The organism is Serratia proteamaculans (assembly GCF_949794035.1).
Lineage (GTDB): Bacteria > Pseudomonadota > Gammaproteobacteria > Enterobacterales > Enterobacteriaceae > Serratia > Serratia proteamaculans.
The window spans coordinates 4,751,397-4,777,394 of record NZ_OX461105.1; the positions used below are offsets into that span (position 1 = coordinate 4,751,397).

At 56.4% G+C, this 25,998-nt stretch carries 24 protein-coding genes and 1 other RNA gene; 18 read left to right on the forward strand and 7 right to left on the reverse strand.

The window, feature by feature from the left end:
* Positions 1-18 precede the first annotated feature (18 nt).
* The 11 genes from QOT07_RS22045 to QOT07_RS22095 all read left to right on the forward strand — a co-directional run bounded on the left by QOT07_RS22045 (position 19) and on the right by QOT07_RS22095 (position 7,528).
* Entirely contained in the window at positions 19-1,317 is a 1,299-nt protein-coding gene (locus QOT07_RS22045) for an MFS transporter (RefSeq protein ID WP_219017053.1), read from the forward strand.
* A 116-nt stretch (positions 1,318-1,433) separates the two neighbouring features.
* Positions 1,434-2,210 carry a transcriptional regulator ExuR gene (exuR, locus tag QOT07_RS22050; protein WP_207977365.1) on the forward strand — a complete coding sequence of 259 codons (777 nt, stop codon included), beginning with the start codon at positions 1,434-1,436 and terminating at the stop codon, positions 2,208-2,210.
* Between the two features lie 185 nt (positions 2,211-2,395).
* On the forward strand, positions 2,396-2,842 hold the full coding sequence (locus tag QOT07_RS22055; protein WP_099062128.1) for a hypothetical protein: 447 nt from the start codon (positions 2,396-2,398) through the stop codon (positions 2,840-2,842).
* A 139-nt stretch (positions 2,843-2,981) separates the two neighbouring features.
* Complete coding sequence (locus QOT07_RS22060) at positions 2,982-3,656, forward strand: DedA family protein (RefSeq protein WP_085119124.1); 675 nt, start codon at positions 2,982-2,984, stop codon at positions 3,654-3,656.
* Positions 3,656-4,027 carry an EnvZ/OmpR regulon moderator MzrA gene (gene mzrA, locus QOT07_RS22065; protein ID WP_099062127.1) on the forward strand — a complete coding sequence of 124 codons (372 nt, stop codon included), beginning with the start codon at positions 3,656-3,658 and terminating at the stop codon, positions 4,025-4,027. The genes QOT07_RS22060 and mzrA overlap by 1 nt, the downstream gene beginning before the upstream one ends.
* Before the next feature lie 221 nt (positions 4,028-4,248).
* On the forward strand, positions 4,249-4,620 hold the full coding sequence (locus QOT07_RS22070) for a DUF1090 domain-containing protein (RefSeq protein ID WP_283603928.1): 372 nt from the start codon (positions 4,249-4,251) through the stop codon (positions 4,618-4,620).
* A gap of 164 nt (positions 4,621-4,784) precedes the next feature.
* Positions 4,785-5,090, forward strand: coding sequence for an ElaB/YgaM/YqjD family protein (locus QOT07_RS22075; protein WP_004948431.1), 306 nt, complete (start codon positions 4,785-4,787; stop codon positions 5,088-5,090).
* A 1-nt stretch (position 5,091) separates the two neighbouring features.
* Complete coding sequence (locus tag QOT07_RS22080; RefSeq protein ID WP_099062125.1) at positions 5,092-5,493, forward strand: phage holin family protein; 402 nt, start codon at positions 5,092-5,094, stop codon at positions 5,491-5,493.
* Positions 5,490-5,777 carry a YqjK-like family protein gene (locus QOT07_RS22085; protein WP_099062124.1) on the forward strand — a complete coding sequence of 96 codons (288 nt, stop codon included), beginning with the start codon at positions 5,490-5,492 and terminating at the stop codon, positions 5,775-5,777. The genes QOT07_RS22080 and QOT07_RS22085 overlap by 4 nt, the downstream gene beginning before the upstream one ends.
* Positions 5,778-6,072: 295 nt before the next feature.
* Positions 6,073-6,468, forward strand: coding sequence for a DoxX family protein (locus QOT07_RS22090; protein WP_099062123.1), 396 nt, complete (start codon positions 6,073-6,075; stop codon positions 6,466-6,468).
* Between the two features lie 73 nt (positions 6,469-6,541).
* Complete coding sequence (locus QOT07_RS22095; protein ID WP_099062122.1) at positions 6,542-7,528, forward strand: glutathione S-transferase family protein; 987 nt, start codon at positions 6,542-6,544, stop codon at positions 7,526-7,528.
* Between the two features lie 35 nt (positions 7,529-7,563).
* On the opposite strand, the gene QOT07_RS22100 is transcribed toward QOT07_RS22095, so the two are convergent.
* A complete protein-coding gene (locus QOT07_RS22100) occupies positions 7,564-8,469 on the reverse strand; it encodes a LysR family transcriptional regulator (protein WP_283603929.1) in 906 nt (301 codons plus the stop codon).
* A 107-nt stretch (positions 8,470-8,576) separates the two neighbouring features.
* Here QOT07_RS22100 and QOT07_RS22105 point away from each other — a divergent pair, with 107 nt between their 5' ends.
* Positions 8,577-9,278, forward strand: a complete 702-nt coding sequence (locus QOT07_RS22105) for a pirin family protein (RefSeq protein WP_099062120.1) — start codon at positions 8,577-8,579, stop codon at positions 9,276-9,278.
* 58 nt (positions 9,279-9,336) lie between these two features.
* Here QOT07_RS22105 and rnpB read toward each other — a convergent pair.
* Both rnpB and rsmI read right to left on the reverse strand, forming a co-directional pair.
* Positions 9,337-9,715, reverse strand: an RNA gene (gene rnpB, locus QOT07_RS22110) — RNase P RNA component class A.
* Between the two features lie 41 nt (positions 9,716-9,756).
* Positions 9,757-10,620 carry a 16S rRNA (cytidine(1402)-2'-O)-methyltransferase gene (gene rsmI / locus QOT07_RS22115; protein WP_085119140.1) on the reverse strand — a complete coding sequence of 288 codons (864 nt, stop codon included), beginning with the start codon at positions 10,618-10,620 and terminating at the stop codon, positions 9,757-9,759.
* Between the two features lie 62 nt (positions 10,621-10,682).
* Here rsmI and QOT07_RS22120 point away from each other — a divergent pair, with 62 nt between their 5' ends.
* The 4 genes from QOT07_RS22120 to dolP are packed head-to-tail and all read left to right on the forward strand — an operon-like array spanning position 10,683 to position 14,290.
* Complete coding sequence (locus QOT07_RS22120; RefSeq protein WP_283603930.1) at positions 10,683-12,713, forward strand: penicillin-binding protein activator; 2,031 nt, start codon at positions 10,683-10,685, stop codon at positions 12,711-12,713.
* Positions 12,710-13,063, forward strand: a complete 354-nt coding sequence (locus QOT07_RS22125; protein ID WP_170925084.1) for a YraN family protein — start codon at positions 12,710-12,712, stop codon at positions 13,061-13,063. The genes QOT07_RS22120 and QOT07_RS22125 overlap by 4 nt, the downstream gene beginning before the upstream one ends.
* Before the next feature lie 51 nt (positions 13,064-13,114).
* Positions 13,115-13,705, forward strand: coding sequence for a DnaA initiator-associating protein DiaA (diaA, locus tag QOT07_RS22130; RefSeq protein ID WP_004948462.1), 591 nt, complete (start codon positions 13,115-13,117; stop codon positions 13,703-13,705).
* Positions 13,706-13,714: 9 nt separating this feature from the next.
* Positions 13,715-14,290, forward strand: a complete 576-nt coding sequence (dolP, locus tag QOT07_RS22135; protein WP_099062118.1) for a division/outer membrane stress-associated lipid-binding lipoprotein — start codon at positions 13,715-13,717, stop codon at positions 14,288-14,290.
* Between the two features lie 45 nt (positions 14,291-14,335).
* Here dolP and mtgA read toward each other — a convergent pair whose 3' ends face one another.
* The 4 genes from mtgA to mnmL form a co-directional block, all read right to left on the reverse strand.
* Positions 14,336-15,067, reverse strand: coding sequence for a monofunctional biosynthetic peptidoglycan transglycosylase (gene mtgA, locus QOT07_RS22140; RefSeq protein WP_099062117.1), 732 nt, complete (start codon positions 15,065-15,067; stop codon positions 14,336-14,338).
* Positions 15,064-15,717 (reverse strand): isoprenoid biosynthesis glyoxalase ElbB, encoded by a 654-nt coding sequence (gene elbB / locus QOT07_RS22145; protein WP_112347108.1) that lies wholly within the window; start codon positions 15,715-15,717, stop codon positions 15,064-15,066. The genes mtgA and elbB overlap by 4 nt, the downstream gene beginning before the upstream one ends.
* A 237-nt stretch (positions 15,718-15,954) precedes the next feature.
* Positions 15,955-18,294 (reverse strand): aerobic respiration two-component sensor histidine kinase ArcB, encoded by a 2,340-nt coding sequence (gene arcB, locus QOT07_RS22150; protein ID WP_283603931.1) that lies wholly within the window; start codon positions 18,292-18,294, stop codon positions 15,955-15,957.
* A gap of 92 nt (positions 18,295-18,386) precedes the next feature.
* On the reverse strand, positions 18,387-19,325 hold the full coding sequence (mnmL, locus tag QOT07_RS22155; RefSeq protein WP_099062114.1) for a tRNA modification radical SAM protein MnmL/YtqA: 939 nt from the start codon (positions 19,323-19,325) through the stop codon (positions 18,387-18,389).
* Positions 19,326-20,016: 691 nt separating this feature from the next.
* Here mnmL and gltB point away from each other — a divergent pair.
* Together gltB and QOT07_RS22165 are read left to right on the forward strand one after the other, a co-directional pair.
* Entirely contained in the window at positions 20,017-24,477 is a 4,461-nt protein-coding gene (gltB, locus tag QOT07_RS22160) for a glutamate synthase large subunit (protein WP_207977355.1), read from the forward strand.
* A gap of 10 nt (positions 24,478-24,487) precedes the next feature.
* On the forward strand, positions 24,488-25,906 hold the full coding sequence (locus QOT07_RS22165) for a glutamate synthase small subunit (RefSeq protein WP_099062112.1): 1,419 nt from the start codon (positions 24,488-24,490) through the stop codon (positions 25,904-25,906).
* Positions 25,907-25,998 lie beyond the last annotated feature (92 nt).

Genomic DNA, 25,998 nt, shown 5'->3' on the forward strand with positions numbered 1-25,998 from the left:
GACTGGGAGATATTTTGGATGCGTAAAATTAAAGGGTTACGCTGGTACATGATCGGGCTGGTGACCATCGGCACCGTGCTGGGTTACCTGACTCGTAATGCGATAGCCGTTGCAGCACCGACGCTGGAAGGGACCTTACATATCACCACGCAGCAGTACTCCTATATTGTCGCGGCGTATTCTGCCTGCTACACCCTGATGCAACCGGTGGCGGGATACGTGCTGGACGTACTGGGTACCAAAGTGGGTTACGCCATGTTCGCCATTCTGTGGGCGCTGTTTTGTATGGGTACCGCACTCGCCAACAGCTGGGGCGGACTGGCACTGGCACGTGGCGCCGTGGGCATGGCGGAGGCAGCGATGATCCCCGCAGGGCTGAAAGCCAGCAGCGAGTGGTTCCCGGCCAAAGAGCGTTCGATCGCCGTGGGCTACTTCAACGTGGGCTCGTCGATCGGCGGCATGCTCGCCCCACCGCTGGTGGTCTGGGCCATCGTGGCACACAGTTGGGAAATGGCGTTTATCATCACCGGCGTACTGAGCCTGATTTGGGCCATCTGCTGGCTGATCTTCTATAAGCACCCGAAAGACCAGAAAAAACTCAGCAATGAGGAACGCGATTACATTCTCGAAGGCCAGGAAGCCCAACACCAAACCAACAACGCCAAGAAAATGTCCGCCTGGCAGATTGTGCGCAACCGCCAGTTCTGGGGCATCGCACTGCCGCGCTTTCTGGCAGAGCCGGCCTGGGGCACCTTCAATGCCTGGATCCCGTTATTCATGTTCAAAGCCTACGGTTTTAACCTGAAAGAGATCGCCATGTTCGCCTGGATGCCGATGCTGTTCGCCGATCTCGGCTGCATCGTTGGCGGCTACCTGCCACCGTTTTTCCAGAAACACTTCAAGGTGAACCTGATCGTTTCGCGCAAGTTGGTGGTCACTATGGGGGCGGTATTGATGATTGGCCCTGGTATGATCGGCCTGTTCACCAGCCCTTATGCAGCTATCGCGCTGCTGTGCGTCGGTGGCTTTGCCCATCAGGCGCTGTCTGGCGCACTGATTACCCTGTCTTCCGACGTATTTGGTCGCAATGAAGTGGCCACCGCCAACGGCCTGACCGGCATGGCCGCCTGGACCGCCAGCACCATGTTTGCCCTGGTGGTCGGTGCATTGGCCGATACCCTGGGCTTCAGCCCGTTATTCGCTGCACTGTCGGTATTCGATATCCTCGGCGCCATCGCTATCTGGACCATTCTGCAAAATCGACCGGCCTCCGAACCGCAGGAAGACCCGCTGCAGCCGGCCCCGGCACGCAGTTAACCCCACCGCCCGGCCGCTGTGCCGGGCGTTCCCCCGCGTCCACTGGTAGCTCTGCCGGATAAGTGGTATAACAAATCCATGGTCACACGACCCTCCCTACCCTAAGAGCATTCACTATGGAATTCACTGAAACCAGACGCCTGTATCAGCAACTGGCCGCCGAGCTTAAGCAGCGTATTGAAAGCGGTCGGTACCCGGTGGGCGATAAACTGCCGGCCGAACGCTACATTGCCGAAGAGATGAACGTCAGTCGCACCGTGGTGCGGGAGGCTATCATCATGCTGGAAGTGGAAGGCTATGTTGACGTGCGCAAAGGCTCCGGGATCCACGTGATGTCCAACCAGCAGAAAAACCTGGTGATACCGGGTGACAGCATTGAGTTTGCCACCGCAGGGCCATTCGAACTGCTACAGGCGCGCCAACTGATTGAAAGCAACATTGCCGAGTTCGCCGCCACCCAGGTCACCAAACAAGACATCGTTCAGTTGATGGAGATCCAGGAACAGGCACGCAAGGAAGATCGCTTCCGCGATTCGCAGTGGGATTTGAAATTCCACGTGCAAGTCGCGCTGGCCACCCAGAACACCGCAATGGCCACCATCGTGGAAAAAATGTGGGTGCAGCGCGTGAATAATCCTTATTGGATCAAGCTGCATGAACATATCGACGACCGCTCCATCGCCAGCTGGTGTGACGATCACGATCAGATCCTCAAGGCGTTGATACGCAAAGATCCTTATGCCGCCAAACTGGCCATGTGGCAGCACCTGGAAAATACCAAGCAAATGCTGTTCAACGCCACCAGTGACGATTTTGAATACAACGCTGACCGCTATCTGTTTGCCGATAACCCGGTGGTTCATTTGGACAACGTGAGCGCAGAAAATAAATAGCTCAGGCAGTCAAAAACCGTAGTGTTATGTCAGGTATTGTAAAATCCGCTGAATCGATGCCTGAACGGCGGTTTGCCGTGTAGTATTTCACCGCTGGCAACGTAGATTTCCCTGTTGCCAATCGTGCTATTTTGGTAAAGTTGAGCCACTTTTTTACCCTCTGCTACGGGGCGGGACGCGAATACATGCGCTGGTTGTTTGCCATGCTTATTGCTCTTTTTTGCTGGACCGGTTCGGTCTCCGGCCAAAAGCTATGCGCGGCGTCTTCCAAAGCCATTCCCACCGCACTGAACAGCCAGCCATCGCTAGCTGAACCGGTGTTTTCCCCAGAGGACCCGGTTTACCGGTCACCGGCAGAATTGCGACGTAAAGCGCCAGGTAAAATGCCGCTGCTGCTGCCGCGGGTACATTCTTACCCCGGTTCGCTACCCGTCCCCACCCAACTGCTGCCGGTTTATTCGTTAGCCACTGAGTTGGGCCACAACACTCGACTCCCGCGTCAGAAATCACCTGCGCCAAACCGGCTTGCCCAGGTCAACTGGACGCTGCATACCCCGCAGCAGCAAAACAGGCTGGGTGGCTGGAAAGAAAGTAATATGCTTTATCGTGGCACGCTGACGTATCACTCTTGACCGGTGTCGCACCGATTAGAACCCACTAAAAGCAACGCCGTTTCATCATTATCAGCAGCCAGGATCGCCCACGCGCTCTTCGCCTACTCCCGATCCGCCGCTGAGACAAAAACAAACAATGACGTTTTAGGAACACCGGATGGACATCATTAAAGAACTGTTACATGCCTTATGGCAGCAGGATTTTGAGACGCTGGCGAATCCTTCGCTGGTCTGGACTCTCTACGCCCTGCTGTTTTTGATCCTGTTCCTGGAAAATGGCCTGTTGCCGGCGGCGTTTCTGCCGGGTGACAGCTTGCTGATCCTGGTTGGCGTGCTGATCGCCAAAGGCACCATGAATTTCCCGCTTACCATTTTTATCCTGACCGTCGCCGCCAGTCTGGGGTGCTGGGTCAGTTACATACAGGGCAAGTGGCTCGGCAATACCCGAACCGTGCAGGGCTGGCTATCCCATCTGCCGGCTCATTATCATCAGCGTGCCCACCAGTTGTTCCACCGTCACGGGCTTTCCGCCCTGCTGGTTGGCCGTTTCCTGGCGTTTGTCCGCACCCTGTTGCCAACCATTGCCGGTCTTTCCGGCCTGAGCAATGCGCGTTTCCAGTTCTTTAACTGGATGAGCGGTCTGCTGTGGGTGGTGATCCTGACCTCGCTGGGCTTTGCCCTGGGCAAAACGCCGGTGTTCCGCAAGTATGAAGACCAACTGATGTTCTGCCTGATGCTGCTGCCATTGGTGCTGCTGGTGGTCGGGCTGGTGGGTTCGTTGATCGTACTGTGGCGCAAGAAACGCGCCGACAGCCAGGGGAAAGGGGCGTGATGACCAGGCGCCCGCGCTGGCAGTACCTGTTGCTGATTGCGCTAGCCTTGCTGGCGCTCGCCACGCTGCTGGTGCCCTGCATGGTGCGTACTGAAAGCGAACTGCGCATCCGTGCCGGCCAGCAAGGCCTTTCGCTACCCGACGGCTTTTATGTCTATCAGCGGTTGGACCAACGCGGTATTCGCATCAAAAGTATCACCCCGGAAGGCGATGGCCTGGTGATCCGGCTGGACTCGCCGGAGCAACAGTTGCTGGCGCGCGAAGCGCTGCAAAACATTTTGCCGCCGGGTTATATCATCGCCCTGAGCGAATCCCCTGTTCCTACCCATTGGGTGCGTGAATTTGCACGCTCCCCACTCAATCTGGGATAATACCCCTTCAAATGAAGGGTTTTCCTTTCATCTGGCCTATCTGTTCAATTAATCATCAATCACCACCGAACTTAGGCGGATTCTTTGGGGGTCAACGCGATCCATGACTATGCTGAAGGTTAGCGTCAGTCAGCCGCGTAAGACTCCTGTCGCACTGCCCTATTGGCAGTCAGGAACAGAGGATGCGTGCCAATGCATCCCAATAATAAGGAACTGATAGTATGAAATTACGCCCAGCCATTTTACTGGCTCTCCCATTATTCGCCTTACCGGCCCTGTCGTTCGCAGCAGAAAACGGCTGTGTGACCAAGGCACAAGAAATTCAAAAGCAGATCGATTACGCCACCCAGCACGGCAATACTCAGCGTGTAGCCGGGTTGAAAAAGGCCTTGGGCGAAGTGCAGACCCATTGCACCCCAGCCAGCCTGCAGGCCGATCGCCAGAAAAAAATCGATGAAAAACAAAGCAAGGTCACCGAGCGTCAGCAGGAACTGAAAGAAGCCCAGCAGACCGGTAACCTGGAAAAAGTGGCCAAGAAGCAGAAAAAGCTGACTGAAGCTCAAGCCGAGCTGAAACAGGCCCAGGCGGAATAATTTTTTTACACCAGCGGATTTATCGCTGAGAGCCACGCCACACGGGATTTTTATTACCTATAAAATGGATGCTTGGTGATATCAGCTACCCATCCGCCCTTTGCTCCGGCGAAAAAATCCGCTATGTTGAAAGTCTGTCGAAGTTAACGTTAAGGAATAATCACATGGCCCATGATTCAAATGCAGAAAACTTACGCGCTGAACTTAAATCCTTAGCCGATACGCTGGAAGAAGTGTTGAACTCTTCCACCGATAAGCCAAAAGCTGAACTGGAAAAGCTGCGGTCCAAAGCCGAAAGCGCGTTGAAAGATACCCGCGTACGCCTGAGCGATGCCGGCGACAAAATTGCCTCCCAGACCAAACAAATCGCCGGCCAGGCGGATGATTACGTTCGTGATAATCCGTGGACCGGTATCGGTATCGGCGCTGCGGTCGGCGTAGTGCTGGGCGTTCTGTTAGCGCGCCGCTAATATGGCAGAACAACCGCAAGTTCGTGCACAGGGCCCCGCTAAAGGGGTCCTGGATGTCGCCCAGCGCATCATCACCATTCTGGTCGGGATGGTGGAAACCCGGGTTCGGCTGGCCGTGGTCGAGCTGGAAGAGGAGAAAGCCAACCTCATCCAGTTACTGATTATGGCCGGTATGACCCTGTTGTTCACCGCATTTGGCCTGATGAGTCTGTTGATCCTGATTTTCTGGGCTATCGACCCTATCTATCGTCTGATGGCGTTAGGCGCGACTACCGGGGTGCTGTTGTTCCTGGCCGTGGTTGGCGCTATCTGGACACTGGTCAAGGCCCGCCGCTCCACGCTGCTGGGTGCCACGCGCAAGCAGTTGGAAATCGACCGTTCCGAGTTGGAAGGTGAAAAATGAATCGCCGCCGCTATCTGGAATGGAGAAAAGAGAAGCTCATTCGCAAGATCCAGCAGCAAAGGCTGGATCTCGCCGAAAACAAAACCCTGTGGCTGGAAAAGACCGAGCGCATCGATCGCGGTTGGCAAACCATTTTCGGCCTGCGTAAATACCTTGTAGTGGGCTCCAGCGTAATGGCGTTATATGGCGTCCGCCATCCCAGCAAGTTGATTCGCTGGTCACGCCGTGCTTTTGGTGCCTTTGGTACTATCCGCTTGATCCAGAAAACCTTTTCCAGTAAGTAACCTTCCCAAATACCATCAATACTTCCGATGTTTTGCCCCCCTTTTCACAGAAACTTTGCGTTTCTGTCGGTAAAGGTCGGGCAACTTTCTGATTCCCCACGATTTGTTAGCAGGCTAAAGATTCAGTTTTTTTGAAAAAATACGACAGTTTTACTTGCTAACAAAGCGCACGCTTCCCGATTAACATTCACTCCATCAATACGAAACGGGCAGGACAGGGTCAGAGACCCGGCATACCACCCACTAACATGACAAACGCCAAGACTGGCAAACAAAAATCACTTTGGAGTTGATGATGAAAAAATTAGAAGATACAGGTTTGCTGGTTGCTCGTATTCTGATGCCAATCCTGTTTATCGTGGCGGGCTACGGCAAAATGGGTGATGCATATGCCGGAACCCAACAGTACATGCAATCGATGGGCGTACCTGGCTTCTTGCTGCCACTGACCATCCTGCTGGAATTTGGTGGCGGTCTGGCAATTCTGTTCGGTTTCCTGACCCGTACCGTGGCACTGTTCACCGCCGGTTTTACCATCCTGACCGCATTACTGTTCCATACTAACTTTGCGGAAGGCGTAAACCAGCTGATGTTCATGAAGAACCTGACCATCGCCGGCGGCTTCATCGTACTGGCCGTTGCTGGCCCAGGCGGTTTCAGCATCGACCGTATTCTGAACAAAAAGTGGTAAGATTTTAATACCGACTCAGGGGCCCGCATGTCGGGCCCTTTTGCTTTTTCACTCGGACACGAAGGAGATTCCCATGGGACAACTCGTCGATGGCGTTTGGCAAGACATCTGGTATGACACCTCATCCACCGGAGGTCGTTTCAAGCGCTCAACCTCTCAGTTTCGCAATTGGGTGACCACAGACGGTCAACCGGGCGAACACGGAGTCGGAGGTTTTAAAGCGGAGAAAGATCGTTATCACCTGTACGTTTCACTCGCCTGCCCCTGGGCACATCGCACCCTGCTGATGCGCAAATTGAAAGGGCTGGAGTCACTCATTCCGGTTTCCGTGGTGCATCCGCTGATGCTGGAAAATGGCTGGACCTTCGGCAGCGACTTCCCTGAAGCCACCGGTGACAGCCTGTACCACTCAGACTTTCTCTATCAGCTTTACCTGCGCGCCGACCCACACTACAGCGGCCGCGTAACTGTGCCGGTACTGTGGGACAAACAGCAACAGACCATCGTCAGCAATGAATCCGCCGATATCATCCGCATGTTCAACAGCGCATTTGATGGTGTTGGCGCACGCGCCGGAGACTATTACCCCGCCGAGCTGCGCGAAAAAATTGATGAACTGAACGGCTGGATTTACGACCAGGTGAATAATGGCGTCTATAAAGCCGGTTTTGCCACCAGCCAGGAAGCCTATGATGAAGCAGTGAACGGGGTATTTGACGCGCTGGCACGACTTGAACAGATCCTGGGGCAACAGCGTTACCTGACCGGCGATCGCCTGACTGAGGCCGACCTGCGCCTGTGGACCACGCTGATACGCTTCGATCCGGTGTATGTCACCCACTTTAAATGCGACAAACACCGTATCAGCGATTATCTCAACCTGTACGGCTTCCTGCGTGACATCTACCAGATGCCGGGCATTGCCGAAACGGTCAGCCTGCCGCATATCCGCAATCACTATTACCGCAGCCACGCCACCATCAATCCGCACGGCATTATTTCCATCGGGCCGGCGCAGGATCTGGACGAGCCGCATGGCCGCGACCGACGTTTTGCTTAACACACTCCCCCTTGCTTAGCCGCGAGGGGGGCGTTTTACTGCCGTTCCAGTTGGGCGAACAGCTGTGGGATTTCACGCAGGAACCAGGCTTTCGCCTCCCCCATACTGTCACGCCGCCAGGCCATGATGATATCGACTTCGCGGCTGTATTCCGGCCCCACCACGCGTAAACGCCCTTCTTCGATGTCTTTCTCGACCATCGGGTAAGGCATGGTCGCCACACCCAATCCGGCCAGCAAAGCCAGGCGCTTGTCCTCAATGGTGCTGACCGTCAGACGCTGCTGTTTATCCAACAATTGCACGGTTAACACCGGACGCTCACGTGCAGTATCCGCTACCGCAATACCGCGGTACTTCACGCGCGTCACCTCAGACAACGGCTCCGGCTCCAGATGGATGGGGTGGTTCGGCGCGGCCACATACACGCTCATCACCTTGTACAGCTTGCGGGTGTTAATTTCGGATGACGCGCGGAAATGCATGTCCGGGGCGATAACAATATCGGCACGCCCCTGCTCCAGCCTTTCCCAGGCACCAGCCAGCACCTCGGTGAAGATCGACACCTGAGTATTGGCCTTCAGCGCCAGCTTATCGACCAATGGGAACAGTTTGCTCGGTGGCGACAGTGCCTCGCTGACGATAGTCAGGTGCGTTTCCCAGCCGCGTGCCAGCGCTTCAGCATCGGTGGTCAGCTTGTCTGCCGCTTCCAGCAGGACCCGCCCACGCTCCAGCAACATACGCCCGACATTGGTGAACTTGGTCCGGTGACCGGAGCGATCGAACAGCACCACGTCCAATTCTTCTTCCAATTTTTGCATGGTGTAGCTGAGTGCCGAAGGCACACGCCCCAGCTCATCGGCTGCCGCAGCGAAGCTGCCACGTCGGTCGATCGCATCCATAACCCTTAACGCTTCAAGCGTTAACGCCCGATCTCTGGCCATCGAATCTCTCTGTCAGGAAATTTGAATATGCCGACCAGATTAACTGGCTAACAATCCGGCGTCCAGATGCTTACCATCTAGATAATGAATTTAGAGAGCCGATTGCCATGATTACATGCAGAACAGCACAACAATGCGGGCAAGCTGACTTTGGTTGGCTGCAGGCTCGCTACACCTTTTCTTTTGGACACTACTTCGATCCCAAGCTGATGGGCTACGCCTCACTGCGGGTGTTAAATCAGGAGGTGCTGGCGCCAGGCGCTTCATTCCAGCCACGCACCTATCCCAGCGTGGATATCCTGAATTTGATCCTGCAGGGTAAAGCGGAATACCGCGACAGCGAAGGTAACACGGTGAACGCCAGGGCCGGTGAAGCCTTGCTTATGGCGACCCAGCCGGGACTGAGCTACAGCGAGCAGAACATCAGCAGTGATACGCCGCTGACCCGTCTGCAACTGTGGCTGGATGCCTGCCCGGAGCGCAGCAACGAGCGAGTACAGCGCCTGATGCTGCCACAGGCCGGCGTGACGCTGTTGGCTTCCCCAGACGGAGCACAGGGCAGCCTGCAACTGCGCCAACAGGTGTGGATCCACCACCTGGATTTACAGCCGGGTGAACAGCAGACGCTGGCGCTGAACGGGCCCCGTGCTTACCTGCAGTCGATCCACGGCACTATTGATGCCCATGGCGAGCGTAACGACAACCAACGCCTGACCTGCGGTGATGGGGCGTTTATCCACGAGGAAAACCGCCTGACTCTCCGTGCCGAAACGCCGCTGCGTGCACTGCTGATCGATTTGCCGGTGTAAGTCGGATCCAGAAAGGAAAAAACCCCGCGTAACTTGCGTTACGCGGGGTTTTCTTTATAGAGGGAGTTGACCGGTAAGCCGGGTTCTGTCGTGGACAGTCATTCCTCTAGGCCAGCAATCGCTCACTGGCTCAAGCAGCCTACCCGGGTTCAGTACGGGCCGTACCATGTGAACCCCTATTTGGCCTTGCTCCGGGTGGAGTTTACCGTGCCACGAACTGTTGCCAGTCGCGCGGTGCGCTCTTACCGCACCCTTTCACCCTTACCTGATCCCGCTTGCGCGGGCCATCGGCGGTTTGCTCTCTGTTGCACTAGTCGTAGGCTTGCGCCTCCCAGGCGTTACCTGGCACCCTGCCCTATGGAGCCCGGACTTTCCTCCCCTCCATCTGTCTCCCCCGAAAGGGACGGCAATGAAGCGGCGACTGTCTGGTCAACTCCGGCGCGGATAGTAGCGTTGCGCTCACGGCAGGTCAACCGCTTTACTGTTCTTGTTGCTCTAACGCGTATTTATACAACGCATTTTTCTTCACGCCGTGGATCTCCGCCGCCAGCGCCGCCGCCTTTTTCAACGGCAGCTCTTTTTGCAGCAACGCCAGGGTCCGCAGCGCTTCCAGCGGCAATGCATCGTCCTGCGCCTTATGACCTTCGACGATCAGCACCATTTCGCCACGACGACGGACTTCATCTTCCTGCACCCAGGCCAGCAGTTCGCCAACCGGCGCGCCGGTGATCGATTCCCAGGTTTTGGTCAGCTCACGCGCCAGCACCACATAACGTTGCGGCCCCCACACGGTGACCATGTCCTGCAAACTTTCCAGCAAACGGTGGGTTGATTCGTAGAAAATCAACGTACGCGGTTCCTCTGCCAGCGCCATCAGCGTATCCTTACGGCCCTTGGTTTTCGCCGGCAGGAACCCTTCGTAGCAGAAGCGGTCAGAAGCCAGACCTGCGGCACAGAGTGCCGTGGTTGCTGCACAAGCGCCCGGCAGCGGCACCACGCGGATGCCGGCTTCGCGGCAGCGGCGTACCAGGTGATAACCGGGATCGTTGATCAAAGGCGTACCGGCGTCGGAAACCAGCGCTATGCTCTGGCCTTCCTGCAGTTTCGCCAGCAGTTGATCGGCCTTTTGTTGTTCGTTATGGTCATGCAGCGCAAACAACCGCGCGCTAATCGCAAAGTGTTGCAACAGCAACCCGGTATGGCGCGTGTCTTCGGCCGCAATCAGATCAACGCTTTTCAGTACCTCTAACGCGCGGTGGGTAATATCCCCTAAATTGCCGATTGGGGTGGGCACCACATACAGCGTTGATGCAGAAATGACTGATTGTTGGTGTTGATTCATTGTTTCATCCGGGTTGCCGATTTAATATTGAGCATCTTGAAAAAAACATCACTGGATACAGTATGCTTTCCTCAACATTCGTTCGTACCAAAGCAGGGCGTTCAAAGCCTGTCCGACTTACCGCAGTGATCGCAGCAGCCCTTTTCCTTGCAGGCTGTCCGAGTCAGGCCCCGCAGACGCCGCCCGCCAATATACAGGACGAAGCGAGCGCCAGTTCCGATTACTATCTGCAGCAGCTGCAGCAAAGCAGCAATGATAACAAGGCTGACTGGCAATTACTTGCTATTCGCGCGTTGTTACGTGAAGGGAAACTGCCGCAGGCCAGTGAACAACTGAAGCAACTGCCGAAAAACCTCAGCAGCGTGCAGCAGGTGGAAAGCCAGTTGCTGACCGCAGAACTGCAGGTGGCAAACAAAAGCTACGTCAGCGCTCGCAGTACGCTGGGGCATCTGGATACCGGCTCACTGTCGGCCAACCAGTTGGTACGTTTCTATCAGGCGCAGATCGCCGCCAATCAGGGTAAACCCTCCCTGCCGCTGATCCGCGCTTACATTGCGCAAGAGCCGTTGCTGACCGGCAAGCCACATCAAACCAACCTGGACCAAACCTGGCAGTCGCTGCTGCAACTGACGACGCAGGACATGAACAGCCTGGTGATCAACGCTAATGAAAATGTGTTGCAGGGCTGGTTGGATCTGCTGCGTGTCTATCAGGACAACAAGCAGGATCCCGATCTGCTGAAGGCCGGGATTAAAGACTGGCAGAATCGCTATCCACAGAACCCGGCGGCGAAAACATTACCGACCCAGTTGAACCAGGTGCTGAACTTCACCCAGGCATCCACTTCAAAAATCGCACTGCTGCTGCCGCTGAATGGCCAGGCAAAAGTGTTTGCCGATGCGATCCAAAAAGGCTTTGAAGCAGCCAAGAACGGTGTGACCCCTTCGGCCCCGGTGCAGCAACAGCAATCACAGCCTGACAGCGCGCCAGTGCAGAGCGCAGATCCCGCGTCAGCAGACCAGAACGCCAACGGTGCAGTCAGCACCTCGGCGCCGGATGCTGCCCCGGTGACGGCTGCCCAGCCTGCTGCATCTTCCACTGCGCCGATTACTCCGCCGCAGGCCGCTAACGCGCAGATTAAAGTGTATGATACCTCCAGCCAACCGCTGGCCGCGTTGCTGACGCAGGCACAGCAGGATGGCGCAACCCTGGTAGTCGGCCCGTTGCTGAAAGAAAACGTCGATCAACTTGCCAGCAGTACTACCACGCTGAACGTGCTGGCGCTCAATCAGCCGGAAACGCCGAAAGATAACCCGAACATCTGTTACTTCGCGCTTTCACCGGAAAATGAAGCACGTGACGCCGCCCGCCACATTTGGGAACAACAGAAACGGCAGCCGCTGTTGCTGATCCCTCGCGGTGCCTTCGGCGACCGCGTTGCCAAAGCCTTTAACCAGGAGTGGCAGAGCCTGGGCGGACAGACCGTGCTGCAGCAGAACATTGGCTCCGCCAGTGAACTGCGCCAGATGGTCAACAGCGGTGGTATTCGCATGTCCGGGACGCCAATCTCCGCCGCACCGGCACCGCAGGCCGTGACCATTGCCGGGCTGACCATTCCGGCGCCGCCAAGCGATACGCCTGCAACCAGTGGTGGCAGCGTAGACTCGGTCTATATCGTCGCCACCCAGTCCCAGTTGACGCTGATCAAACCGATGATCGACATGGCCACCAACTCACGCAGCAAGCCGGCAATGTATGCCAGCTCACGCAGCTACCAGGCCGGGGCCGGTCCGGACTTCCGTCTGGAAATGGAAGGCCTGCAGTTCAGTGATATTCCGTTGTTGGCCGGTGCTAACCCGCAGTTGTTACAGCAGGCAAGCAGCCAGTTCCGCAACGATTATTCGCTGGTGCGTCTGTACGCAATGGGGATGGATGCCTGGACATTGTCCAACCACTTTGCTGAAATGCGCCAGTTGCCCGGTTTCCAGGTCTCCGGCACGACTGGCATGCTCACCGCCGCACCGGGCTGTGTGATCAACAGAAAACTGCCTTGGCTGCAATACCGTCAGGGCATGGTCGTTCCGGTCTCTTGAGTCAACGCGCCATAGGGGCGGGCTATGAGTTACAGGCCCGCCACTATCTGGAACGCGCCGGGCTCACCTTCTGCGCTGCCAATGTGGCGCTGCGCGGTGGTGAGCTCGATCTCATCATGCGCGATGGTCAAACCTGGGTGTTCGTTGAAGTCCGCTACCGCCGCAGCGATGCTTTTGGCGGTGCGGCGGCCAGCGTCACTTATCGCAAGCAGCAGAAGTTGCTGCATGCCGCCGCCGTTTGGCTGGCGGGACGCGGAGCCAGTTTTGACACATCGTCTTGCCGTTTTGATGTTTTGGCCATCACAGGTAGCCAGTTAGAATGGATACCCAACGCCTTCAATGCGGATTAATCGTGGTTTACCGGTGCAGACCGGCCCTTTGACTTAGTGGATTAATACAACGTGCTGGATAGAATTAAAGCCTGTTTTACCGAAAGCATCCAAACCCAGATTGCGGCGGCGGAGGCCTTGCCCGACGCCATCTCGCGTGCCGCGATGACGCTGGTTCAATCCTTACTTAACGGTAATAAAATTCTGTGCTGCGGCAACGGCACCTCGGCAGCCAACGCGCAGCATTTCGCCGCCAGCATGATCAACCGCTTTGAAACCGAGCGCCCAAGCTTGCCGGCCATTGCGCTAAATGCCGATAACGTGGTGCTGACGGCGATCACCAACGATCGGCTGCACGACGAAGTCTACGCCAAACAAGTGCGCGCGCTCGGCCATGCCGGCGACGTGTTGCTGGCAATTTCCACCCGCGGCAACAGCCGTGATATTGTGAAAGCGGTCGAAGCCGCGGTAACGCGCGACATGACGATTGTCGCGTTGACCGGTTACGACGGCGGTGAACTGGCCGGCTTGCTCGGTCAACAGGATGTAGAGATCCGCATCCCATCACACCGCAGTGCACGCATTCAGGAAATGCATATGCTTACCGTAAATTGCCTATGCGACCTGATAGATAGTACGTTGTTTCCCCACCAGGACGAATAAGGAACTGAGATGAAGCTGAAAGCCACATTTGCAGTGCTGTCCAGCGCCCTGCTGTTACAAGGCTGTATTGCAGGCGTTGTCGTTGGCAGCGCTGCCGTTGCCACCAAAACCGCCACTGACCCACGCAGCGTGGGCACTCAGGTAGACGATGGCACACTGGAAGCCCGGGTTGAAAACGCCCTAAGCAAAGATCAGCAGTTGAAGAAAGATGCCCGGGTGGTTGCGACCGCCTATCAGGGTAAAGTGCTGCTGACCGGCCAGGCGCCAAATACCGATCTGGCCGCCCGCGCCAAGCAGATCGCGATGGGTGTTGAAGGCACTACCGAAGTGTACAACGAGGTCCGTCAGGGGACGCCGGTCAGTCTGAGCACCGCGTCTTCCGACACCTGGATCACCACCAAGGTCCGTTCGCAATTGCTCACCAGCGATGCAGTGAAGTCGTCCAATGTGAAAGTCACCACCGAAAATGGTGAAGTGTTCCTGCTGGGTCTGGTCACGCAACAGGAAGCACAATCTGCGGCGCAGACAGCCAGCCAGGTGGGCGGTGTGAAACATGTCACCACCGCCTTTACCTACGTGAAATAGCAAGTGCTCAATCCTCCTCTCCCACGGGAGAGGGGAAAAGCTCACTCAATCCAGATTATGTTCTTTCAGAAACCCTTCCCCGCCCAACTGACGCATTTGACGCATGATCCACTGCTGCCGTTGTACCACGTAACCGGAAGGCGCATTGGCCTTGAAGCGGTGCGGGTTAGGTAATACCGCTGCCAGTAATGCAGCTTCTGACGCGGTCAGACGCTTGGCCGGTTTATTGAAAAAGCGCTGTGACGCTTCCTCCACGCCGAAAACACCGTCGCCGAATTCGACGATATTCAGGTATACCGTCAGGATCCGTCGCTTGGTCCACACCAGCTCAATCCCCGATGTCAGCCCGGCCTCCAGCCCCTTGCGCAGCCAACTGCGGCCATCCCACAGGAACAGGTTCTTTGCCGTTTGCTGGGACAGCGTAGAGGCGCCACGAATGCGCGTGGGCCGACGCTCATTGTGACTGAGCGCCTTTTCGATCGCCGCCACGTCAAAACCCCAGTGCTCCGGAAATTTCTGATCCTCCGCGGCCATCACCGCCAACGCCATCTGCGGGGAAATATCGTCCATCGACACCCAGTCGGAATGTGCCACATAGCCAAAATCGCCACTCAGCCAGGCGCCAAGCTGCCGTTCAACCATCACCGCAGAAAAAGGCACGGGCAGAAAAGCAAAGGCGACGATCCCCAGTAGCCACACGCCGACCAGCGTAATTAATCCGCGTTTCAGCCAAAACCAGGGCCGGGAAAAAATCGATTTGCCCGCAGATTTTCTCATTCAGTCAAATCCAGCACCCGTGAAACCAGCTTATCAATTCCGCTGGCCGCCTCACCGATCGATTTTGCCAGCATATAGGCCGGCGTGGTCACCACTTTGTTCTCAGCATCCACCACGATGTCATCAACCGGACAAATCACCGGCTCACCGCCCATGGCATCAATCACTTCACCCAGGTCGGGATCGTTGCCAATGGTCAGCCGCACTTGTTGATCCAACAGTTTCGGTAGCAACGCGGGGGCAATACACATGAAACCAATTGGTTTATTTGCCTTATGCATTTGCTGCGTTAACTTAGCCAAATCCTTATCAATCCAGCATTCCGCCCCTTCACTGGCGAAACTGCTGAGGTTCTTTGCCGCGCCAAAGCCACCGGGGACGATCAGGGCATCCAGTTGGCTGGCGTCGGCCTGTGAAAGCGGCTGGACTTTCCCTCTGGCAATGCGCGCAGACTCCACCAGAACATTGCGAAACTCTGGCACCTCATCACCGGATAAGTGATTAATAACATGAAGTTGAGGTTTATCAGGGGCAAAGCATACCGCCTGCGCCCCTGCCCGGTCCAACGCCAGCAGCGTCAGGACGGCCTCATGGATCTCCGTACCGTCATAAACCCCACAGCCGCTCAGCACTACGCCAACGTTTTTCATCACCCTTCCTCCTGTCGATACTGTCAACTGGTAAGTGCTCTGAGTTGACAAACACTAATCTACATCACACATTTTAATGAATCTTCTAACAAGAGCGCTTACATTTGCTATGTTGTTGGCTGTATGATGTTTAGGAATTCTCTACAACCTGCTCGACCAGAACATTAAAACCAATACGCAGGTTCACAATTTCCCTGGTGTTGGCGCAATATTCGCGCACCCCGGCCTAGGTCGGGGTCATTTTTTTTCAGCTTCCGCTACCCACTCACGCAGTACCTGCACATCGTTGCGCCACTCCAGCTTCAACTCATCAACCCAATCCTGCACGTTATCCCACCATGCCGGCAGCGTCGGGGTTTGAATTTGCTGTGCAATCTGTTGCAAATGACGCAGGCCAACCGAGCCGGCGGCACCTTTGATTTTATGCCCCTCTTCGGTGATGCCCTTCTGGTCGCGTGCCGTCATATTGGACTCCAGCACCGCCAGATAACCCGGCATCATCTGCTCAAACATCTCCAGGCTCTGATGAATCAACTGCGGCCCCACCAGGTCCATGTACTGTTCCAGCATGGTGGTATCCAGTAAAGACTCATTAATCTTCATCGTCTTTTGCTCCGTTTTCTTTGTGGTGTGAGAGGGTTGATGATCCCAGTAATGTTTTATCACCTTGGTCAGCGCCGGTACGGACAACGGCTTGCTCAGCACATCGTCCATTCCCGCGTCGAGGTACTCTTTTTTGTCTTTCAGCACGTTGGCGGTCAGTGCAACCAACGGCGGCAGCGCCTGCCCGGCATAGCGTTCACGCAGTATCCGGGCGATATCCAGCCCGGTCATGTCCGGCAACTGGATATCCAGCAGCACCAGATCGAACTCGTCCGGATCGAACATCGTCAGCGCATCCTGGCCGTTCATCGCCACTTCAACGCTGTTGCCCAGCTTCTCCAGCACCGAACGCGCCACAATCACGTTCAGCTCAATGTCTTCCACCAGCAGGATATGCAGCGCCGGCAATGGCAGCGCCTCTTCGACGGCGGTCTCACTTTCCGCTTCCTGTACCGCCGGTGCCTTGATGGATAAGGTAAAGCAAGAACCGTGCCCCTGTGCGCTGCTGACGGTGATATCGCCGCCCATGCTCTGCGCCAGACGCTTGGAAACCGCCAGCCCAATGCCCGTCCCGGTCGCCGGACGGCCGCCGTGCTGATCCTTCACCTGATAATACATGGCGAAGATTTTGTCCTGTTCATCCTGCGGAATGCCCATGCCGGAGTCTTCCACTTCAAACACCAGCCGATCCTGCTCTTCGCGCCGTACGCGCACCACAATCCGCCCCTGCGGGGTAAACTTCACCGCGTTGCCGATCAGGTTCCACAGAATCTGTCGCAGGCGGGTGCCGTCGGCGATGATTTGTTGCGGCAGCGGTTGTTGCGGCTCCATCACAAACTGCAGCCCTTTCGGCTGTACCAACAGGCCGGAGAGATTTTCCAGATCGGCCAGGAAGCCGGTGAAGTCTACAGGTTGGTTGTCGAGCTGCACTTTACGGCGCTCGAGCTTATCCATCTCGATAATGTCATTGAAGATATTACCCAGCGTGATGGCGCTGACATGGATGGTTTTGAGGTATTTCAGCTGTTCGTCGTTTAATTCGGTATCGAGCAGAATGCGACTCAGGCCGACGATGCCGTTAAGCGGCGTACGAAGCTCGTGGCTGATCGTTGAGATGAAGGTGGTCTTGTCCCTGCTGGCATTCTCCAGCGCGTCCTGGTAGCGCTTACGCTCGGTTATATCGCGACCAAAGCCCATCAGGCCGTGGCGTTTGCCCACGCGGTCGTAAAACGGCACCTTGCGCAGCTCAAAACAGGCCTTGCGGCCATCCGGGTAAACCAGCCACTGTTCATAGGTCAGTGAGACGTTGTGACGGAACACTTTCTCGTCGGTTTCGATCACCTTCTCGGCGATTTCCTGACCGTAGACGTCAAATGGCGTCAGGCCGATCAGCTGTTTTTCGCTTTTGCCGGTCAGCAGTTCCATCGCCCGGTTACAGCCGGAGAACTCTTTGTCTTCATTGCGGTAATAGACCAGATCCGGCGAAGCATCGAGGAAGGAACGCAACAGCGCCGACTGCTGACCCAGTTCAATCTGCGCCAGTTCACGCTGCTCCATCTCTCCCGTCAGCTTGTCCATCACCTGCTGACGCTCTTCTTCCGCCTTGATACGGTCGGCAATTTCCTGATTCAGTTGGCTGATGTTGTCCTTCAACTGCTGGTTAAGCTCCAGGTCGCGGTGGCGCATCTCTTCCAGCTTATCCACCAGCCGCGTCAGGCGCTGGCGTGACTCCTCAAGCTGTTCGACCACCACCGACAGAAAGTAGACCGCCCATGGCGTAATCAGCAGGCCGAAGAAGATGGAACGCACCACGTCGATGCTTTCTACTTCCCCGCGCAGCAGCATGGTGACCGCCATCTGTACCACCATCGCCAGCACCACCAGTGCCGATGCCAGCAGCAGCGAAAAGCGTACCAGCCCCAGTTTTACCATTAAATCAACGTAGTACTGGGCTAACACCCGGATTTGCTTCATAGCCGCTCCCATCAGACAGAATCTTGTAAATCATACCGTAAAACCCCGATGAGATAAGAAAGCAAACGCCGAAGTGTGGGAAAGATTGCAAATCAAAACAGTGCGCAAGGACGATATTGCTGCTTTTCTGTCAATGCACTGCCCTGACCGCCATGCTGTTGCAGATAGCCCCCCACCGCCTGCATGCCGTTCCAACGGTTTTCGCACCATAATGGTGCCAACAGCGTCGGCCGGCGCGCGCTGGCGGAGATACGGTGATATATCACCTCTTTCGGCGTATGGCGGATCATCTCACCGGCGCTGGCGGCATAATGCTCGAGCGACAGTTCTGGCAATCGCCCGGCCTGCCAGGCCCGCGCCAGGGTGCTGCCGGTCACGATATGCAGCGGGTGCAGCTTGATGCCGTCCACACCGCTGTCCACCACTTGCTTCAGGGTCGCCAGATGGTCGGCGGCCGTTTCCCCCGGCAGCCCGACAATCAGGTGGCTGCACACCTTCAGCCCGCGTTCACGTGCCAGCCGGGCGGTGTGCTGATAACAGGAGAAATCATGGCCGCGATTGATGCGTTTCAGAGTTTTATCGTGCGCCGTCTGTAGCCCCAGCTCCAGCCACACCTCATACCCCTGCTCAAGGTAACCCGCCAGCAGATCAAGCGCCGCGGGCGGTACGCAGTCCGGACGAGTCCCAACGCAGATGCCAACCATGTCGGCCTGCGACAAAGCCTGCTGATACATCTGTGCCAGCAGGCTCACTTCTGCATAAGTACTGGTGTAGGCCTGAAAGTAAGCCAGATAGCGCTTAGCGCGGTTGACCCTGACCGCCTGCAACGCCAACTGTTCGGCGATACTTTGCTGCTGCATCTGTTCATCGGCGAAAGAGGCCACATTGCAGAAGGTACAACCACCGCGCCCCAGAGTGCCATCGCGGTTCGGACAACTGAAACCGCCGTGCAGCGTGAGTTTATGGATCTTTTCACCATAGCGGCGCTGGAGATCGGCGCCAAACATATTGACTAATTGCGGCAACTGCATAATCTTGGAGATCTCTGTGCTCAAAGCCCGTGATGCTAATAAGAAACGGCTTTTCCCGCGATGACAGAGATCAACGCTTTCCCCGCAAGGCTTCACCAGGCATAACTATTCATTATAAATGCAAATAAAATCACTCAGGCCGAGATGAATTTTTCTTATTCTCGCGCAACCGTTCACGTCAATATGACAAAGCGATGAAAAATAGTTATAAACAACGAAAAAGATTAACTTATTAGAATAAAACTCCGACATTCACACCCGCACTAGCATGGTGCAGAGATTCAGGCATTGCACTATAGTGAGACAGCTCACATTTCTTCGGGGTTCACCACTCCCCTACGCAAGCTCAAAAATTGCAATAACATATTAAATATCAATTAATTGACCACAATAAATCCCATAAGAAACCCCCTTAGGCCTATAGTTGACCTGCGTATTCTTTCTCGCTAAGTTGGAAGTCCGCTGGAAGCTTTCTGGACGGGCAAACGTCTCGTCATATTTATGCAGTAATTTAAGACTCCCTCTTAAAACAAGTCATTTACCACTTGTGAGAACCGTCACGAGAGGCCATTAACGGAGGGCGGAAAAGCAGATCGGCGCTATTAACCTTGCTGATTGGACTTCTGCCTGAAGGGAAGCCCCCTCGTGAAAGGTTGTGAGAGTCACGCAGAGCCTGGGGAGGTTCACTGATATGTTGTACGATAAATCCCAAGAGCGGGACAACTGTGGTTTCGGCCTGATCGCCCACATAGAAGGCGAACCTAGCCATAAGGTGGTGCGTACTGCTATTCACGCGCTGGCCCGTATGCAGCACCGTGGCGCAATCCTTGCTGACGGCAAGACTGGCGACGGTTGCGGCCTGTTATTACAAAAGCCTGACCGCTTTTTCCGCATGGTGGCGGAAGAACGCAGCTGGCGTTTAGCCAAGAACTACGCCGTAGGCATGATGTTCCTCAGCCAGAATGAAGAGGAAGCACGTGCCAGCCGCCGCATTGTCGAAGAAGAACTGCAGAATGAAACGCTGTCAGTGGTCGGCTGGCGTGAAGTACCGACCAATCCGGACGTATTGGGTGAGATCGCCCTCTCTTCTTTGCCACGCATCGAACAGATCTTTGTTAACGCCCCGGCCGGTTGGCGTCCGCGCGATATGGAACGCCGCCTGTTTATCGCGCGTCGCCGTATCGAGAAGCGCGTCCAGGACGATAGCTTCTATGTCTGCAGTTTCTCAAACCTGGTAACGATCTATAAAGGCCTGTGCATGCCTGCGGATCTGCCACGTTTCTATCTTGATTTGGCGGACCTGCGTCTGGAATCGGCCATCTGCCTGTTCCATCAGCGTTTTTCCACCAACACCGTGCCGCGCTGGCCGCTGGCACAGCCGTTCCGCTATCTGGCGCACAACGGCGAGATCAACACCATCACCGGTAACCGCCAGTGGGCACGGGCCCGTACTTATAAATTCCAGACGCCGCTGATCCCGGATCTGCAGACTGCCGCGCCGTTCGTTAATGAAACCGGCTCCGACTCCAGCTCGCTGGATAACATGCTGGAACTGCTGCTGGCGGGCGGGATGGATCTGATCCGTGCCATGCGCCTGCTGGTGCCACCGGCCTGGCAGAACAACCCGGACATGGACACCGACCTGCGCGCCTTCTTCGACTTCAACTCGATGCACATGGAGCCGTGGGACGGCCCTGCCGGCATCGTGATGTCCGATGGCCGCTACGCCGCCTGTAACCTGGACCGTAACGGTCTGCGTCCGGCGCGCTACGTCATCACCAAAGACAAGCTGATTACCTGCGCCTCGGAAGTCGGGATCTGGGATTACCAGCCCGATGAGGTGGTAGAGAAAGGCCGCGTGGGCCCTGGCGAGCTGATGGTGATCGACACCCGCAGCGGCAGGATCCTGCACTCCGCCGAGACCGACAACGATCTGAAAAGCCGCCACCCGTATAAAGAGTGGATGGAAAAGAACGTCAAGCGTCTGGTGCCATTCGAAGACCTGCCGGCCGATCAGGTCGGTAGCCGCGAACTTGACGACTCGCAGCTCGAGACTTACCAGAAACAGTTCGGCTACAGCAGCGAAGAACTGGATCAGGTGATCCGCGTGCTGGGTGAAATTGGCCAGGAAGCCACTGGCTCAATGGGTGACGATACCCCGTTCGCCGTGCTCTCCAGTCGTCCGCGCATCATTTATGACTATTTCCGTCAGCAGTTCGCCCAGGTGACCAACCCACCGATCGATCCACTGCGTGAAGCGCATGTGATGTCACTGGCGACCAGCATCGGCCGCGAAATGAACGTGTTCTGCGAGGCCGAAGGTCAGGCGCACCGTTTAAGCTTCAAATCGCCGATCCTGCTGTACTCCGACTTCAAACAGCTCACCACACTGGAAGGCGAATATTATCGCGCCGACACGCTCGATCTGACCTTTGATCCGGCCAAGCAAGACCTGGAGCAGACCATTCGCGCCCTGTGCGACGAAGCGGAACGCAAAGTCCGCGACGGTGCCGTACTGTTGGTGCTGTCCGACCGCGCTATCTCCACTAGCCGTTTGCCGGTGCCTGCACCGATGGCCGTAGGCGCGATCCAGACCCGTCTGGTAGATAAGAACCTGCGTTGCGACGCCAACATTATCGTTGAAACCGCCAGCGCCCGCGATCCGCACCATTTCGCCGTGCTGCTGGGCTTCGGCGCGACGGCGGTCTACCCGTACCTGGCCTACGAAACCCTGGCCAAACTGGTAGATACCCAGGCGATCGACAAGAAATACCGTGAAGTGATGCTGAACTACCGTAACGGCATCAACAAAGGCCTGTACAAGATCATGTCCAAAATGGGCATCTCGACGATTGCTTCTTACCGCTGCGCCAAATTGTTCGAGGCCGTCGGTTTGCATCGAGATCTGTCCGATTTGTGTTTCCAGGGCGTGGTCAGCCGCATCGGCGGCGCCAGTTTCAGCGATATCCAACAGGATCTGCAGAACCTGTCCAAGCGCGCGTGGCTGAAACGCAAGCCGCTGGAACAGGGTGGGCTGCTGAAGTTTGTCCACGACGGCGAGTACCATGCGTACAACCCTGACGTGGTGAGCACGCTGCAAACCGCGGTTCACAGCGGCAAATACAGCGACTATCAAACTTACGCCAAACTGGTGAATGAACGTCCGGTGGCAATGCTGCGCGACCTGTTGGCCATTACGCCGAAGGGCACGCCAATTCCGGTCGATCAGGTTGAACCGGCCGAATCGCTGTTCAAACGTTTCGATACCGCAGCCATGTCTATCGGTGCACTGAGCCCGGAAGCGCATGAATCGCTGGCGATTGCCATGAACAGCCTCGGCGGCTTCTCCAACTCCGGTGAAGGCGGCGAAGATCCTGCGCGCTACGGCACCAACAAGGTGTCACGCATCAAGCAGGTGGCGTCCGGCCGTTTCGGCGTGACCCCGGCCTACCTGGTGAATGCCGATGTTATCCAGATTAAAGTGGCTCAAGGGGCCAAGCCGGGTGAAGGCGGTCAGTTGCCTGGCGATAAGGTAACCCCGTATATCGCCAAGCTGCGTTACTCGGTGCCGGGCGTGACCCTGATATCCCCACCGCCACACCATGACATCTACTCGATCGAAGATCTGGCACAGTTGATCTTCGACCTGAAACAGGTCAACCCGAAGGCGATGATTTCGGTGAAACTGGTTTCCGAACCGGGCGTCGGCACCATCGCCACCGGCGTGGCGAAAGCCTATGCCGACCTGATCACCATCGCCGGCTACGATGGCGGTACCGGTGCCAGCCCGCTGTCTTCGGTGAAATATGCCGGTTGTCCGTGGGAACTGGGCCTGGTGGAAACCCAGCAGGCGCTGGTGGCTAACGGCCTGCGTCATAAAATCCGCCTGCAGGTGGATGGCGGCCTGAAAACCGGCGTGGATATCGTCAAAGCGGCGATCCTCGGTGCAGAGAGCTTTGGCTTCGGCACCGGCCCTATGGTGGCGCTGGGTTGTAAATATCTGCGTATCTGTCACCTGAATAACTGCGCAACCGGCGTGGCAACTCAGGATGAAAAACTGCGCCGCGATCACTATCACGGCCTGCCGGAACGTGTGGTTAACTACTTCCAGTTTATCGCGCGTGAAACCCGCGAAATCATGGCGCAACTGGGTGTCAGCCAACTGGTCGATCTGATTGGTCGCACCGAGTTCCTGACCGAACTGGACGGTATTTCTGCCAAGCAGAACAAACTGGATCTGTCGCCGTTGCTGCAAACCGCTACGCCGCACCCAGGCAAGGCGCTGTACTGCACTGAAAGCAGCAACCCACCGTTCGACCAGGGGTTGATGAACAAAGATCTGCTGGCGCAGGCGGAACCGCATATCGAAGCCAAGCACAGTAAGGCTTTCTACTTCGATATCCGCAATACCGACCGCTCAGTGGGCGCTACCCTGTCCGGTGCCATCGCTACCGTGCATGGCGATCAGGGTATGGCAGCCGATCCGATCAAGGCGTACTTCTCCGGTACTGCAGGCCAGAGCTTCGGCGTCTGGAATGCGGGTGGGGTTGAACTGACCCTGACCGGCGACGCCAACGACTACGTCGGTAAAGGCATGGCCGGTGGCCGTATCGCCGTACGCCCACCGATTGGATCTGCATTCCGCAGCCACGAAGCCAGCATCATCGGTAACACCTGTTTGTACGGCGCTACCGGCGGCAAGCTGTTCGCCGCAGGCCGTGCCGGTGAGCGTTTCGCCGTGCGTAACTCCGGTGCCATCACCGTAGTCGAAGGCATCGGTGACAACGGTTGTGAATACATGACCGGCGGCATCGTCTGCGTGCTGGGGAAAACCGGCATCAACTTTGGTGCGGGCATGACCGGCGGCTTCGCCTACGTGCTGGATGAAGACGGCGAGTTCCGCAAACGTGTGAACCCGGAGCTGGTGGAAGTGTTGGATGTCGAACAACTGGCGATTCATGAAGAGCACCTGCGTGGCTTGATTACCGAGCACGTTCAGGCGACCGGTTCTTCGCGTGCGGAAGAGATTCTGGCTAACTGGCCGGAATGGGCGCCGAAGTTCGCTCTGGTCAAGCCGAAGTCCAGTGATGTCAAAGCATTGTTGGGTCACCGTAGTCGTTCCGCAGCCGAGCTGCGGGTTCAGGCGCAGTAAGAGGTCATTAATGAGTCAGAATGTTTATCAATTTATCGACCTGCAGCGCGTTGATCCGCCAAAGAAACCGCTCAAGATCCGTAAAATTGAGTTTGTAGAGATTTACGAGCCGTTTTCGGAAACTCAGGCGAAGTCGCAGGCGGACCGCTGTCTGTCTTGCGGTAACCCGTATTGCGAATGGAAATGCCCGGTTCACAACTACATCCCGAACTGGCTGAAGCTGGCGAACGAAGGCCGCATCATGGAAGCTGCGGACCTGGCGCACCAGACCAACAGCCTGCCGGAAGTGTGCGGCCGCGTTTGCCCACAGGATCGTCTGTGTGAAGGCTCCTGCACCCTGAACGACGAGTTCGGTGCGGTGACTATCGGTAACATCGAGCGCTATATCAGCGATAAAGCGATTGAGATGGGCTGGAAACCGGACATGTCCCACGTGCTGCCTACCGGCAAACGCGTAGCAGTGATCGGTGCTGGCCCTGCCGGCCTGGCCTGTGCCGACGTACTGACTCGCAACGGCGTGAAAGCGGTGGTTTACGATCGTCATCCGGAGATCGGTGGCCTGCTGACCTTCGGTATCCCGGCTTTCAAGCTGGAAAAAGAAGTAATGGTGAAACGCCGTGGCATCTTCAGCGAGATGGGCATTGAGTTCCAACTCAATACCGAAGTGGGCAAAGACATCACCATGGAGACGCTGCTGAGTGAGTATGACGCGGTGTTCCTCGGTGTCGGTACCTATCAGTCCATGCGCGGTGGCCTGGAGAATGAAGAAGCGCCGGGCGTCTATGACGCACTGCCGTTCCTGATCGCCAACACCAAGCAGCTGATGGGCTATCAAGCCGAGCAGCACGAGCCGTATATCAACATGGAAGGCAAACGCGTGGTGGTACTGGGCGGTGGTGATACCGCGATGGACTGCGTGCGTACCTCTGTCCGCCAGGGGGCAACCGACGTTATCTGTGCCTACCGCCGTGATGAAGCCAACATGCCAGGCTCCAAGCGTGAAGTGAAAAACGCGCGTGAGGAAGGGGTTGATTTCAAATTCAACCTGCAGCCGCTGAGCATCGAACTGAACAGCGCCGGTCGCGTGGCCGGTGTAAAAATGGTTCGTACCCAGTTGGGTGCACCGGATGCCAATGGCCGCCAAACGGCGGAGCAGGTACCGGGCTCCGAGCACATCATCGATGCCGATGCCGTGGTTCTGGCCTTTGGTTTCCGCCCGCATAAGATGGACTGGTTGGCCGCTCACGACGTTGAGCTCGACAAACAGGGCCGTATTGTGGCGCCGGAAAGCACCGATAATGCCTTCCAGACCAGCAACCCGAAGATCTTCGCCGGTGGCGATGCGGTGCGCGGTTCAGATCTGGTAGTGACCGCGATTGCCGAAGGCCGTAAAGCAGCCGATGGCATCATGAGCTACCTGGAAGTCTAAGCTCCTCAGCTTCCCCCCAAGGGCCCGCGGTTAACTCTGCCGGGCCCTTTGTTTTTTCCCGGGGCGCAGGCAATAAAAAAGGTCGCCAAAGC